Here is a 12,904-nt window from a genome sequence, read left to right as displayed (position 1 = left end):
GTTCACAGCAATAGCAGGATGGCCTGGCAGAAGACCGCAAAGCCTCTGAATACTCAGTCATCTGACTGTAGTAGAGGTTCCTGCTTTCGAGGGAGGTCAATCAGTTTTCGGAAGGTTCCTGCAAGCGCGCCAGCGCTCTTCGTACCATGCTGGCGTACTCCGCCGGACGCAACGTATAGATCTGTGACGCCACCCAACCCAGCCATGCACCTTGCAAAACAGCCTTCTGGTCGAACATCCGCTGGGCTTCGGCTTGCGCACTGGCCTGGTTCTGTTCGTGGAAGTCGGCGCGGGTCAGGGTCATTATTCGCTGGCCTTGAAGGTGACCAGTTCCCCTTTGCGCCACTTGGCCGCCTTGGCGGTCACGGCTTTCAGGGTTTTGGTCAGGCCTTCCTGCAACTGTTGGTGAGCGGCGAACACCATCACCACGCTATGCCCTTCCTTGAAAACGATCCCGTGACCATCAGCGGTGGTGACGAACGCGTAATCACCCAGGCCGTAAACCGTCAGTTTGATTTCGCGGAACTTGATGTCCAGCTTGCCGCCTTCGCGACTGGGCAATACAGAGGCGCTGAAATGATCGCCGACCTTGAGTTTAAGCCCTGGTTTGTCATCAACCACCAGCGCCTCTTCGGTGTCGATCTCGGCAATGTAAATGCCTTCAGCGTTCTGTTCGGTGATGTAAACAAAACGTGACTGAAACTGTTTAACCAGCTTTGCGCGCAAATCACCCAGCACGAACAAAGCATGCATATCGAGATTACTTACTGCCAAGGAAACATCCCCACATCTGAAAATGATGCTGCACGCAGGAAAACAGCGCACAGCAGAAAAAAGCGGCAATGCCGAAGGTGTAGCCAAATGACCCGGGTTGAAATCCTGAAACGAGCAGAGCGCTCATTCATCGCGAGGTTTGAGAAGACTACTGGAACAACACTCACGTCGTCTTGCCTGGCGTTCGTCAGAGGTTGAAGGAAAAAGCCCTTCCGACAGCCAGAAAAACGGGACTACCAACTTTAGGGAAAAAACTCTTTAAAAGAAGCACTTTTCCGACATATCGCCAGCAAAAAATTGATTTAGATGAACATCGATCGCCACACACTGACGGTGATTCTAGAGCAGCGATGCTCATCGAGACTACCCAAAACCACGTACGCACGTCGGTAAAACAACGAAAAGGACTTCATATGTGCACGTTGACACATTTTGCTCACCCCCAGGCGCCTAACACGAGCAGCTCGAGGACACTGCCCCCAGGGATGTTTCAACCGCATGGATACTACCCTGAAGAGCTCGCCCGGCCACGCTTTCAGGTCATTTTGGCCGGCAATGCCTTTTTTCATGTCAAGGAAATTTCCACCGGCCGCGTCAGAGGTTTCCGCGGCAATCATAACGAAGCCTGCGCCCTTGCCCGCTCACTCGAGTTACGCGGTTGACGGTCCCTCCACGTTCATTTGCATAGACGCTTCGTCATGCCGGCGACTTAACTCAGCCGCCAGCATGCAACTACTGCCATACTGCCCGACCAATGAAAACCGTCCCCAGGGTGGGCGGCGTTCAAAACAACAGAATATTTTCAAGGGAAGGCTGCTACGTGACGGAATTTGATATCGGTGAATTTTTTATCCGGGGCGAAGCCAGAGAAGTCGAAGGCGAATTCCAGGCAGTCATTATCATGCGCGCCAAACCACCGCTGACCACTGTGACCTATCACCAGGTCGAGAAGGATCGCTGGTTCAAGACCTCGGATGTTGCCGCCGTTGCCGCCCAGGATGCCGCCAAGGCGCTGAAGGTTGCCGTTGATGAAGGTGCATTGAAAGCCTGATTGTCGGTTTGCAGTCTATGCTCTCTTCTGCTTTTGAACATCGCCATCGAACTCCTGAAGCGCGGCTCCCTCAGATGCAATGAAGCCGCCCCTCAGATCTCGCACTCGACGCGACCCGCAAGGAGATGAACATGGATTCACCCACACATGACTTGAAAGGTTTGTTCGACCAACTCGGTCTGGACTCCAGCGAGAAGGCCATCGACGATTTCATTGCCAGCCATTCACCCCTGGCCGACAACAAGAAACTCATCGATGCCGAGTTCTGGTCCCCGCAGCAAGCAGGCTTCCTGAAAGAACAATTGCGTGAAGACGCCGATTGGGCGCGGGTGGTCGACGACCTGAACCTGCGTATGCATCAGATCCACTAGCCTCTGATTCCATGCAGGCTGTCGGGTGTTTCGGCGTTCAGTTGCGCCAACCAGGCAGCCCTGCACTCCTGCGCCTCTTCGCGACTTGAGAATGCCGTTCCGCGGCGCTCGCCATTCAGCAGCACCACCCAACAAACACTCTTCCCCAGCGAACGCAAACTGGCAGGCACACCGCTGCCTATCATGACGGCGACATCGACTTTGCTTTGCATGCTGACCTCTCGAATTTCATTAGCAACCTAACTATGTAGGCATGGTAATGAGTTCATCGGCGAGGAAACAGCAACGGCGCTGCACAGCTTTGTTGTTGAACCGGTAACAATGGGCGGTGGATCAAGGGCTGACCTGTTTTTTTTGTGTGCATATCCGTTTCTGCGGTGATGGCGGCTATCGGTTTCGCTTTTACAGCGAGTCACTTTCGAAAAGCGCGAAAGTAACCAAAGCGCTTCTGCCCCTTTCGACCGGTGCCTCGCCTAGGCTCGGCATGCCCTCGCTCCGGTCCTGCTCCGTGGGCCCGCCGCCATCGGCCATCCATGGCCGGGGGCGGCTAACCCGGCATCCATGCCGGGTTGCCCACTGCGCAGAACCTCCACTCGGCCTCTCGAGGGGGCGGTGCATCAAGATCAAAAGCTGCAGGCGAGCTAACGCTCGGCCTGTTGAGTGGTGAGGAACGTGCGTACACCCCCCGCCCCCTGTAGGAGCTGTCGAGTGAAACGAGGCTGCGATCTTTTGATCTTGCTGTGGCTGTGGCTGTGGCTTTTGATTTTGATCTGTTGCCCCTTTCCCAGAGGCCGAACGCAGGTATTGCGTAGGGGGCACCGCGGCAAGGATGCCGCGGTAGCCGCCCCCGGCCATGGATGGCCGATGGCGGCGGCCCCCCGGAGCAATGCCTTCGTTACGGCATACCGAGCCTAGGCGAGGCACCGAATGGCAGGGCAAAAGCCTTTGGTTACTTTGGGCTTTTCAAAGTGACTCGCTGTAAAAGCGAAACCAATAGCCGCCGCTACCGCAGAAACGGATATGTCCCCAATCCAGCCCAAACCCCACCCCTCGTTAACAACAACACCAAACAACTCAACGAGGATTTTCCGGCTTGTAACCCAATCGCAAACCACCCCAATGCCGGCCCTTGAGCATGATCGGCACCGAAAGGTCGTGCATCAACTCACCGGTGTCGCGGGTGTAGGTTTGCAGCAGCACAGCCTGCTGATGACTGCCACAGCGAATCCCGGTGCGGTCGGCGAATTTGCGTTTGGTGCGGTTCTGCAAGGTATCGACCTGCGCATCACCGGTCAGCGGCTGGCTGAAGACCTTGTTGTGGGTCGGCACATAACCCTGCTGCGTACAGGCGATGGCGAACACCAGGCCTTCATGACGCGGCAACAACGGTTCCTGGATCGCCGGCAAGACCTGATCGGCGTAGCGATCGAAGCGGGTCTGGTATTTGGCCGGGCTGGTGCCAGGAATGGTTTGGTAACTGCGGTCGAACAGATCATCGAGGCTGACGCGGCCCTCGTCTATATCCGCTTCAAAGCGCGCTGCAATCTGACTCGCGCCTTCGCGGGCCAGGTCATAAACCCGCTGGTGATAGTCATCCAGCCCGACTTCGGCGAGGCGCTCGCTGATGGTTTCGGCCTGACCTTCCATTTGCACCGCGGCCTGGGCCAGGCGCTGGGTCTGCTGGTCGCTGATCGCCAGGTCGCTGCGCATCTGTTCGATGGCGTGGAACAGGCTATCGAGTTGTTCGCGGTTAGTGTCGGCGCCCCTGGCGATTTCCCCGACCTGGTTTTCGACGCCGGCAGCCAGACGCGCAATGTTCTCCAGGTGCTGACCGGTGTGCTCGACCTGTTCGACACCGGTGTCGAGGTCGCTGGACAGTTGACGGATCTGCTCCACCACTTGCGCGGTGCGCTGCTGAATATCAGCGACCATTTCCCCGACTTCGCCGGTGGCCGTCGCCGTGCGCGCGGCCAGACCGCGAACCTCATCGGCCACCACCGCAAATCCGCGACCATGCTCGCCGGCCCGCGCCGCCTCGATCGCCGCGTTCAATGCCAACAGATTGGTCTGGCTGGCGATGGACTGGATCACCAGGGTGACCCGTTGGATATCATCACTGCGCAGGCTCAGGGCTTCGATCAGTTCACGGCTGTTACTGGCGCGCTGACTGAGTTGATGCATACGGGCGATGGACTCGATCAGCTCCGTACGTCCTGCCGCGCTGCTGCGATGTGCCTCACTGGCCGCACTGAGGGCTTCCCGGCTGAGTGTCGAGGTGGCTTGTTCGGTCGCGATCATCACTTCGGCGTTGCTGACTATCTGCGCCGCGGCACCGAGCTGCGATTGCAGTTTGTCGGCCAGTTGCTTGACCGAAAAGGCCACACCGGCGGCAGACAACGCGTTATGACTGGTGGTGTAGGAAAGATCGCGAGTCAACTCGGCAATCGCGCTGGCGCTGTCGACGGAGGTTGCCTCAGGGATGGCGCGAGTGCGCAAGCGAGGTAGCCAGATCACCAGCACCGCCAATGGCAGGCCAAGGTAAAGCGACCAGCCGCCCAGCGTCATGCCGCACAACAAAAGCATCAGGGCGATGCTTTGCAGAGTCGGCGTCAGCCAAAGGTTTTTCGGCAAAAGTATGGGTGCAGACACTGCTGCAACCACAGATCCGTCACGCGCCATCTTCGTCATCCCCCGAGTCATTCTAATTGTTGTATCGGCATTAAACGCCACTACAAGGCCATTATCTATGGTCCATTAGTAGTGGGCATTGCAGCAGATCAATAGAAGTGCGCGGGTTTTTCGCAGACGAAAAAAAGCATCGCGGGCAAGCCTTGCTCCTGACAGGAGTGAGGCTTGCCCGCGATGCGGGGCGTTACGAAATCAGGCCTGACGCTGGTGCTTGTCGATCTGTTCGTGACGCTCTTGAGCTTCGATGCAGTACTTGGTGGTCGGACTGATCAGCAGGCGCTTCAGGCCAATGGCCTCGCCGCTGTCGTCGCACCAGCCAAAGCTGTCTTCCTTGATGCGTTCCAGAGCCTGTTCCAACTGAGGCAGCATACGTTGGTCGCGATCGATCGCGTTCACCAGCCAGGTGCGCTCTTCTTCAACAGAAGCAGCGTCGGCCGGATCGGCCGGGGTGTCCAGGCTTTCGATGGCGATGCGGTTCTGTTCGATGCGCTCATGGGTTTCGACTTTCATGTTCTGCAACAGCTCAGAGAAAAAAGCATGTTGCTCGGCATTCATGTAGTCATCCGCCGGCATGGCCAGCAACTTGTCCTTTGTCATTGATATCTCTATAAAAAAACGTGCATTAAGGCGAATTAGGGAGCGTTCCGGCGGACCTGGGTTGGCCATCGGAACGGCGCCGTGTAATTCCAAGCGCCACCCGGCACTCAATTTACGAGGGGCGGCAGTCTAAGGCCGACTTGAGGCCTCAGCAACTGAAAAGACAGCGAATTTGTCCGACAAAGCCCTGAAAGTGCTCTATGGCAGTCTTTGCAGTGGTTATCGGAGTGCGTTTATAGCAAGAAATTCAATCGCGCGGCTGTATATAGAAGACAAATGGTTACGCCACGCGGGTCAGGCGTGGCGCATTGGCTGCTTTATCTGAAGCTCAGCGCTTGAGTTTGCGCTTGTTGCGGTATTGATCGATGACCACTGCGACCACGATGATCAGGCCTTTGATGATGTCCTGAATGTAGGCATCGACGCCGACAAAGGTGAAACCGCTGGCCATGACCCCGAGGATCAATGCACCGATGACCGTGCCGGTGATGCGCCCTACTCCGCCGGCCAGGCTGGTGCCACCGATCACTGCCGCGGCAATCGCGTCCAGCTCATAAGACATGCCCATCCCGGCTTGCCCGGTCGCGGCGCGTGCCGACGCCACCACACCCGCCAGGCCTGCCAGCAACCCGGCGATGCTGTAGACGATCACCAGATGCCGCTTGACGTTGATCCCCGAGGTACGCGCCGCCTGCATGTTGCCGCCGATGGCGTAGGTGTACTTGCCGTACTTGGTGTAACGCAGGGCGATGTGAAAGATCACCGCGACCACCAGGAAAATGATCACCGGCATCGCGCCATGTCCGATCGCCGTGTAGGAATCCGAGAGCATGCTCACCGGTTGGCCTTCGGTGTAGTAACGCGCGAGGCCACGAGCCGAAACCATCATGCCGAGGGTGGCAATGAACGGCGGGATACCGGTAATGGCAATGATGCTGCCATTGATCGCCCCTGCCAGCAGTCCCACCCCGAGCCCGGCAATCACCGGAATCCACACCGGCAAGTCAGTGAGCGACGGGAACACCGCCCGGGCGAAGTCCGACGTCTGGGCCAGACTGGCAGCGATCATCGCCGACAGCGCCAGCACCGAGCCGGAAGACAGGTCGATACCCGTGGTGATGATGACCTGGGTCACGCCGATTGCCAGCAGGCCGATGATCGACACCTGCAGGATCATCAGCACCAGACGCTGGGAGTTCATCAGGAAGCTCTGGTCGCGCACGATCCAGCCAAACACTTCAAAGACCAGGCCGATGCCAATCAGCACCAGGAAAATACTCAACTCGGTCGGAAAGCGCCGGCGACTCTTGACCGGTGCCGTTGCTGGCTTGTTTTCCAGTATCGCGTTCATAACCCACCCTTTAATAGAGATCTTTGTGGCAAGGGAGCTTGCCTGTGGTGAGGGAGCCTGTTTGTCGCGACGTTTCGCTAAATCCCTTCGCCACAGAATCCCTACTCACCCCTAGACTGCGTCCGCCCTTGACTTAGTGAACCGCGGACATGCCCGAGGCCAATTGCATCACTCGTTCCTGAGTCGCTTCGCTGCGGTCGAGGGTGCCCATCAGGTCGCCCTCGTGCATGACCATCACCCGGTCGCTCATGCCGAGCACTTCCGGCAGCTCCGAGGAAATCATGATCACCGCCATGCCTTCGCTGGCGAGGTAGGAAATGAGCCGGTAGATCTCGGCCTTGGCGCCGACGTCGATACCGCGGGTCGGCTCGTCGAGAATCAGGATCCGTGGATTGGTCATCAGCCAGCGTGCCAGCAAGGCTTTTTGCTGATTACCGCCGGACAGCGTGTCGATGCACTGCTCCAGCGACGGGGTTTTGACCCGCAGCTTTTTGCACATGTCTTCGCACAAGGCGCGCAGGGCTTTTTGCTGGATGAAACCGTGGCCGGCGTAATGCGGCAACACCGCCATTTCCATGTTCTCCAGCACCGACAGGCACGGGAACAGGCCGCTGAGCTTGCGATCCTCGGTCAGTAGCGCGAAGCCCTTCTCGATCGCCATGTGTGGATCGCTGATGCGCACCACTTCGCCGTCGAGACGAATCTCGCCACCGTCGCTCGGGGCAATGCCGAAAATCGCCTCGGCAACGTTGGTCCGTCCCGAGCCCATCAACCCGGCGATGCCGAGGATCTCGCCGGCATGCAGGTCGAAGGAAACATCCTTGAAAATGCCGTCCAGTTTGAGGTCGCGCACCGACAGCAGCAGATCGCCGATCGGCTTTTCACGCACTGGGAACAACTGGCTCAGCTCGCGGCCGACCATCATCGAAATCAGGCTGTCGCCGTCCATGCTGTCGGCCCGCTGCAAACCGATGTAGGCGCCGTCTCGGAACACCGCCACTTCATCGGCGATGCTGAACACTTCGTTCATTTTGTGGGTGATGTAGATGATGCCTTTGCCCTGACTCTTGAGGTCGGCAATGATCGAGAACAGATGCGCGACTTCCTTGTCGGTGATGGCCGAGGTCGGTTCATCCATGATCAGGATGTCGGAATCGTAGGACACGGCTTTGGCGATCTCGACCATCTGCCGTTCGGCGATGCTCAGGTTGCCGACCTGCTCTTCCGGATCGAGGTTGATCCGCAGGCGTTCCAGCAGTTTCGCCGTGCAGCGATGCATTTCACGGTGATCGATCATGTGGAAACCGTTGAGCTGCTCACGGCCGATCCAGATGTTCTCGGCGATGCTCATGTGCGGCATCAGGTTGAGTTCCTGGTGGATCATCGCGATCCCGGCCTGGAGCGCTGCCAATGGCGTTTCGAAAACCACCGGCTTGCCTCTCAGGCGAAGCTCACCGGCGTCCGGCTGATAGATGCCGGCAATGATTTTCATCAGGGTGGATTTGCCCGCGCCGTTTTCGCCCATCAGGGCCAGCACGGAGCCGGGGCGTACCCGAAGCTGCACATCGGATAAGGCCACCACACCGGGAAATCCCTTGCTGACGTTGATGATCTCCAGCAGGTACGGCTCATCGACAGGTGTTGCAGCTGGCTGGATACCCACCAACGGGGTGCTCGAAGCAGTCGCTGAAGCGAACATGATCAGGTACTCCATCAGCAAGGTCGCGGTCGCAACCTTGCGTGTTTATTGTTGTTATTGAACGGACGGGCTATTTGAACGTGTCGACGTTTTGCGGGGTGATCAAGCGGTATGGCACCCACACGGCCTGTTCAACCGGCTCGTTTTTGGCCATTTTCACAGCGGTGTCGATCGAACCGTCCGCCTGACCCTTGGCGTCCTGGAACACCGAGACGGCCAGGGAGCCCTTCTTCACCGCGTTCAAACCGTCGGGCGTACCGTCGACACCGGCGATCAGCACGCTACCCTTTTCGACGCCCGCCTGTTGCAGGGCCATGGCCGCGCCAATCGCCATCTCGTCGTTGTTGGACACGATCGCGTCAAACTTGCGGCCCTGGGTCAGCCAGTCGTTGACCAGGGTCATGCCCTTGTCCCGCAACCAGATGCCGGTCTGCTCTTGTTCGATCTTGATGTTCGGGTATTTGGCCAGAACGTCTTTGACGCCCTTGGTGCGGTTGGTGGTGGAGTTGTTCGCGAGGTCGCCCAGCAGAATCACGATGTCGCCCTTGCCGCCCATTTTGTCGGCCAGGTACTGCATCTGCATTTCACCGGCCTCCAGATCGTTGGAGGCGACAGTGACCACGCCTTTGGGCAGCTTCAGGTCATCGGGGCGGCGGTTGACGTACACCAGCGGTATGCCGGCCTTGACGGCGGCTTCGGTGATTTTGCGGGTGGCGGCGGTATCCACCGGGTTGACCACGATGGCATCGACCTTCTGGCTGATGAAGCTTTCGACCTGGCTCAACTGCTTGACCACGTCGCTGCGGGCGTCTTCGAATTGCAGCTGCACGCCCTCGGGATAGGACTTGGCTTTCTTGTCCATGGATTCGCGCAGGTAGGTCAGCCAGGTGTCATCGAATTGGGACATGCTGACGCCGATCTTCATATCGGCGAGCGCCGCGCCACTGGCGAACATCAGGGACAAGGCAAGTGAGGCGAAGCGGATCTTGGTCTTCATGAAAAGTCTTTCTCCACATTCTTGTTGGTTTTATGGATGAGGCGTGACGATTTCAGTAAGCAGGCAAGCGGGAAAAGGGTTGAAAACGAGCGAGAGGCAATTCGCTGGAAATGACTTTATTGGAATATTATTTCTATATCAACTCATTTTAGAATTTTATTCTGATTTTATTCCATGGCTCTCGAACGGGCTCAATGCCACCACTTGATGCCGCTCGGCGCTCAGTCGCGCAGCGTCTAGCACGCGAGTGGTCGCCAGTGCATCACGGGCATCCACGGGCAGTGGGCCACCGCTCTGCAACGCGGCTTGCAGCTGTAAATAGAACTGATTCCAGCAACCGCGCTCGGAAGGAACCCGTTCGCGCACTTCGCCCTGTTCGAACCAGCCCCAGCGGCGATGCTCTTCAACACCCCAGCGTTCACCTTCGGATTTCGGCGAGAGCCCGGCGAGTGCCGATGCTTCTTGCCCGTCCAGGCCATCGACGCTGTAGCAACCTTGGGTGCCGGTCACCCGAAAGCGCGGGCCGGGGGTGTTTTGCAGGCAGCTGCCACCCAGGTGTGAGGTCACGCCACTGGCGTGGGTCAGGGACATAAAGAAGCCGTTATCGAAGACCTGGCCTTTTTCCAGGTAATCCAGTTCGGCGTAGACCCGTGTCACCGGGCCGAACAACAGCAATGCCTGATCCACCAGATGGCTGCCCAAGTCGCGAAGGAAGCCTCCGCCACTGCCGTTGTTCACCGCCTGCGGTGAGTAACGCTCGATCCGCGATTCGAAACGGGTGATCTGGCCCAACGCACCGGATTCGATGAGTTTGCGAACGGTCAGGAAGTCCGAATCCCAGCGCCGGTTCTGGTAGACGCTGAGCTGCACACCCTGGCGCTCGGCCATGGTGATCAGGGTTTGGGCTTGCTGCGCATCAGCGGCGAACGGTTTGTCGCTGACCACCGCCACCCCGTGTTCGATGCCATCGAGCACCAGCGCCGGACGACCCTTGAGCGGCGTGGACACCACCAACACATCGATCCCGGCCTCCACCAGTTGGCCGATGCTGTCGAACGCTGGCACCCCAGGGTGCTCGGCCGCCAGCAACTGTCGGCGTTCCGGCGAACGGGTGACCACACCCACGAACTTCGCCCCAGGCAAACTGCTGATCAGCGGAGCATGGAAAAACCGGCCGCCATGGCCATAACCGACAAGTCCGATACGCATGAAAACATTCTCCTTATAGAACACGGCCCCTGTGGGAGCGAGCTTGCTCGCGATGGCGGCTCCACATTCAACATCTATGTGACTGTCAGACCGCTATCGCGAGCAAGCTCGCTCCCACAGGGTTTTGTGGAGGTCTTAGCGGCAGAGTTCGCGAGTCACGCGTTCAAGCATCATGCGATTGGACTCATCCGGCCGGTCTTCCCAGGCAAACACCGAGACCGTGGCGATGCCGTCGAACTGAATCTCGCGCAAGGTGCCGAAAAACGCATCCCAATCGACCTCACCCTGACCAATGTCCAGATGTTGATGCACGGTGGCGACGACGCCCGGCGGGTTGACGATGTAGCGCAACCCGGAAGAAGCCTTGTGGTTGTAGGTGTCGGCGATGATCAGGTGGCTGAGCTTCGACCCGGCATACTTGAGCATCGAGGCGATATCGCCTTTGCCGTCGTCATAGAAGAAGGTGTGCGGCGCCGCGTAAAGGTAGTTGATCCATTCGCGATCCAGACCGCGAATGATGTCCACCGATTCGTTGTTGCGTTCACAAAAGTCGTAAGGATGCGCCTGAATATCCAGCTTGATACCTTCGCGCTCGAACTCCGGGATCAGCTCGTCCATGGAGCGCATGAACTGGTTCTCGCACACCAGCGGGTTGTCTGACTGACCGGTGAACTCGGTGTTGACCAGCTCGCAGTCCATCTCCACGGCAATCTGGATCGCCCGCTTCCAGTTGCGGACGGCGGCAACCCGCAGGCCCTCGTCGGCAGCGGCCCAGTGGTACATCGGTAATAAGGAAGAGAGCTTGACCCCGGTGTCGCTCAGGGCTTTGCGAAACTCCTTGATCCGCGCCTTGTCGACCCGCGGAGCTTTGTAGAACGGCAGGAAATCTTCCCGTGGCGAGAGTTCGATGTGTTCGTACCCGAGCTCGGCGACCTTATCGACCATCTTGCCCAGGGACAGGGTGCGGTACATGTAGGGGTCTAGTGCGATACGCATGTTCTTGTTCTCCATCACCAATGCCTCAGCCACGACACTCCCCCTGTGGGAGCGAGCTTGCTCGCGATGGCGTCAGCACAGTCAACATCGATACTGACTGATCCACCGCTATCGCGAGCAAGCTCGCTCCCACATTGGATCGGGGTTAGCCGTAGAAATGTGGGCGGTCTGGCAGGCCGACTTTTACGATTGCCCCGCTGTTTTGCGCCTCGATACACGCGTCTGCTGCGACGGCAGCGGCGAAGCCATCCCACGCCGAAGGCCCACCGACCTGCCCGGCCCGCACGCCATCGATGAACGCCTGCAACTCGACGTCGTATGCCGCGATGAAGCGATCCTTCCAGTCCATCAAAATCGCATTGGACAACTTCGCCCCGCTGCGCAACTGAACCTGCGACGGTTCGGGCAGTTTGGCGATGCCGGTCTCCCCCACCACTTCGCACTGGATGTCGTAGCCGTATTGGCAGTTAACGAACACTTCCACATCGATGCGTGTGCCTTTGGCGGTTTCCAGCAGCACGATCTGCGGGTCTTTCAAATGGGCGAGGGCCTTGCTGCTCTTGCGCGGGAACACCACTTGCACCGACACGTAATCGTCATCGAGCAACCAGCGCAACACATCCAGCTCATGGATCAGGGTGTCGGTGATCGCCATGTCGGTCTTGTAGTTTTCACCCACGGTCGGGTTGCGGTGCGCGCAGTGCAACATCAACGGCTCGCCGATCTGGCCGCTGTCGATCACCGCTTTGAGTGCCCGATAACCTTCGTCATAAGGGCGCATGAAACCGACCTGGACCAAGCGTTTGCCGTGGGCCACTTCGGCCTCGACGATTTTGCGGCAGCCTTCAGCGGTGACCGCCAGCGGCTTCTCGCAGAACACCGGCTTACCCGCCGCAATCGCCGCCAGCACGAACTCTTCGTGGCTCGGCCCCCAGGAGGTAACGAGAATCGCCTCGACTTCCGGCGCCTTGATCAGCGCGTGGCCGTCGGGATAAACCTCGGCGGTCAGCTTCAGGTCCGAAACGACCTTCGCGGCTTGCTGCAAGTTGATGTCGGTTACAGCTACTACCTGGCTATTGAGCAAGGTCTGGCTGCAACGACGAATGTGATCCTGGCCGATGGCCCCGGTACCGATGACGCCGATCTTTAAAGTCATGAAGATTCTCCTGCG

At 58.4% G+C, this 12,904-nt stretch carries 14 protein-coding genes; 3 read left to right on the top strand and 11 right to left on the bottom strand.

Going from position 1 to position 12,904, the window contains the following annotated elements; all coding sequences use genetic code 11:
• Window positions 1-100: 100 nt before the first annotated feature.
• Window positions 101-304: a hypothetical protein gene (locus ACMXYJ_RS13300; protein WP_046048120.1), complete on the bottom strand. Its 204-nt coding sequence runs from the start codon at window positions 302-304 to the stop codon at window positions 101-103.
• Complete coding sequence (locus ACMXYJ_RS13295; RefSeq protein ID WP_008151679.1) at window positions 304-774, bottom strand: hypothetical protein; 471 nt, start codon at window positions 772-774, stop codon at window positions 304-306. The genes ACMXYJ_RS13300 and ACMXYJ_RS13295 overlap by 1 nt, the downstream gene beginning before the upstream one ends.
• 413 nt (window positions 775-1,187) lie before the next feature.
• On the opposite strand from ACMXYJ_RS13295, the gene ACMXYJ_RS13290 reads away from it, so the two are divergent.
• The 3 genes from ACMXYJ_RS13290 to ACMXYJ_RS13280 all read left to right on the top strand — a co-directional run bounded on the left by ACMXYJ_RS13290 (window position 1,188) and on the right by ACMXYJ_RS13280 (window position 2,196).
• A complete protein-coding gene (locus ACMXYJ_RS13290) occupies window positions 1,188-1,436 on the top strand; it encodes a hypothetical protein (protein ID WP_415760721.1) in 249 nt (82 codons plus the stop codon).
• A gap of 158 nt (window positions 1,437-1,594) precedes the next feature.
• The gene (locus ACMXYJ_RS13285; protein ID WP_008151675.1) at window positions 1,595-1,825 is read left to right on the top strand and encodes a hypothetical protein; all 231 of its coding nucleotides are present in this window, start codon (window positions 1,595-1,597) and stop codon (window positions 1,823-1,825) included.
• 131 nt (window positions 1,826-1,956) lie between these two features.
• Window positions 1,957-2,196, top strand: coding sequence for a DUF2789 domain-containing protein (locus ACMXYJ_RS13280; protein ID WP_415760179.1), 240 nt, complete (start codon window positions 1,957-1,959; stop codon window positions 2,194-2,196).
• Here ACMXYJ_RS13280 and ACMXYJ_RS13275 read toward each other — a convergent pair.
• From ACMXYJ_RS13275 to ACMXYJ_RS13235, 9 genes are all read right to left on the bottom strand, one after another.
• Window positions 2,193-2,408 (bottom strand): hypothetical protein, encoded by a 216-nt coding sequence (locus tag ACMXYJ_RS13275; protein WP_046048115.1) that lies wholly within the window; start codon window positions 2,406-2,408, stop codon window positions 2,193-2,195. The two genes, ACMXYJ_RS13280 and ACMXYJ_RS13275, sit on opposite strands and share 4 nt — an antisense overlap.
• Window positions 2,409-3,270: 862 nt before the next feature.
• Window positions 3,271-4,875, bottom strand: a complete 1,605-nt coding sequence (locus ACMXYJ_RS13270) for a methyl-accepting chemotaxis protein (protein WP_432760545.1) — start codon at window positions 4,873-4,875, stop codon at window positions 3,271-3,273.
• 201 nt (window positions 4,876-5,076) lie between these two features.
• Window positions 5,077-5,481 carry a TraR/DksA family transcriptional regulator gene (locus ACMXYJ_RS13265; RefSeq protein WP_007907888.1) on the bottom strand — a complete coding sequence of 135 codons (405 nt, stop codon included), beginning with the start codon at window positions 5,479-5,481 and terminating at the stop codon, window positions 5,077-5,079.
• Window positions 5,482-5,809: 328 nt separating this feature from the next.
• On the bottom strand, window positions 5,810-6,832 hold the full coding sequence (locus ACMXYJ_RS13260) for an ABC transporter permease (protein WP_008153855.1): 1,023 nt from the start codon (window positions 6,830-6,832) through the stop codon (window positions 5,810-5,812).
• Window positions 6,833-6,965: 133 nt separating this feature from the next.
• Window positions 6,966-8,531, bottom strand: coding sequence for a sugar ABC transporter ATP-binding protein (locus tag ACMXYJ_RS13255; protein WP_415760178.1), 1,566 nt, complete (start codon window positions 8,529-8,531; stop codon window positions 6,966-6,968).
• 70 nt (window positions 8,532-8,601) lie between these two features.
• Complete coding sequence (locus ACMXYJ_RS13250) at window positions 8,602-9,528, bottom strand: sugar ABC transporter substrate-binding protein (protein ID WP_415760177.1); 927 nt, start codon at window positions 9,526-9,528, stop codon at window positions 8,602-8,604.
• A gap of 156 nt (window positions 9,529-9,684) precedes the next feature.
• Window positions 9,685-10,737: a Gfo/Idh/MocA family protein gene (locus ACMXYJ_RS13245; protein WP_415760176.1), complete on the bottom strand. Its 1,053-nt coding sequence runs from the start codon at window positions 10,735-10,737 to the stop codon at window positions 9,685-9,687.
• A gap of 135 nt (window positions 10,738-10,872) precedes the next feature.
• Entirely contained in the window at window positions 10,873-11,733 is an 861-nt protein-coding gene (locus ACMXYJ_RS13240) for a sugar phosphate isomerase/epimerase family protein (protein WP_415760175.1), read from the bottom strand.
• Between the two features lie 145 nt (window positions 11,734-11,878).
• Window positions 11,879-12,889 carry a Gfo/Idh/MocA family protein gene (locus ACMXYJ_RS13235; protein WP_415760174.1) on the bottom strand — a complete coding sequence of 337 codons (1,011 nt, stop codon included), beginning with the start codon at window positions 12,887-12,889 and terminating at the stop codon, window positions 11,879-11,881.
• Between the last annotated feature and the right edge of the window lie 15 nt (window positions 12,890-12,904).

Source organism: Pseudomonas arabinosi (assembly GCF_047758675.1).
In the GTDB taxonomy this organism is placed as follows: Bacteria; Pseudomonadota; Gammaproteobacteria; order Pseudomonadales; family Pseudomonadaceae; genus Aquipseudomonas; species Aquipseudomonas arabinosi.
The sequence above is the reverse complement of the archived record's forward strand: the minus strand, read 5'-3'. Positions and strand labels throughout refer to the sequence as shown.

Coding starts and splice junctions, on each gene's coding strand:
- ACMXYJ_RS13300 (WP_046048120.1), bottom strand. CDS start 304: ATGACCCTGACCCGCGCCGACTTCCACGAACAGAACCAGGCCAGTGCG.
- ACMXYJ_RS13290 (WP_415760721.1), top strand. CDS start 1,188: ATGTGCACGTTGACACATTTTGCTCACCCCCAGGCGCCTAACACGAGC.
- ACMXYJ_RS13280 (WP_415760179.1), top strand. CDS start 1,957: ATGGATTCACCCACACATGACTTGAAAGGTTTGTTCGACCAACTCGGT.
- ACMXYJ_RS13275 (WP_046048115.1), bottom strand. CDS start 2,408: ATGCAAAGCAAAGTCGATGTCGCCGTCATGATAGGCAGCGGTGTGCCT.
- ACMXYJ_RS13270 (WP_432760545.1), bottom strand. CDS start 4,875: ATGGCGCGTGACGGATCTGTGGTTGCAGCAGTGTCTGCACCCATACTT.
- ACMXYJ_RS13265 (WP_007907888.1), bottom strand. CDS start 5,481: ATGACAAAGGACAAGTTGCTGGCCATGCCGGCGGATGACTACATGAAT.
- ACMXYJ_RS13260 (WP_008153855.1), bottom strand. CDS start 6,832: ATGAACGCGATACTGGAAAACAAGCCAGCAACGGCACCGGTCAAGAGT.
- ACMXYJ_RS13255 (WP_415760178.1), bottom strand. CDS start 8,531: ATGTTCGCTTCAGCGACTGCTTCGAGCACCCCGTTGGTGGGTATCCAG.
- ACMXYJ_RS13250 (WP_415760177.1), bottom strand. CDS start 9,528: ATGAAGACCAAGATCCGCTTCGCCTCACTTGCCTTGTCCCTGATGTTC.
- ACMXYJ_RS13245 (WP_415760176.1), bottom strand. CDS start 10,737: ATGCGTATCGGACTTGTCGGTTATGGCCATGGCGGCCGGTTTTTCCAT.
- ACMXYJ_RS13240 (WP_415760175.1), bottom strand. CDS start 11,733: ATGCGTATCGCACTAGACCCCTACATGTACCGCACCCTGTCCCTGGGC.
- ACMXYJ_RS13235 (WP_415760174.1), bottom strand. CDS start 12,889: ATGACTTTAAAGATCGGCGTCATCGGTACCGGGGCCATCGGCCAGGAT.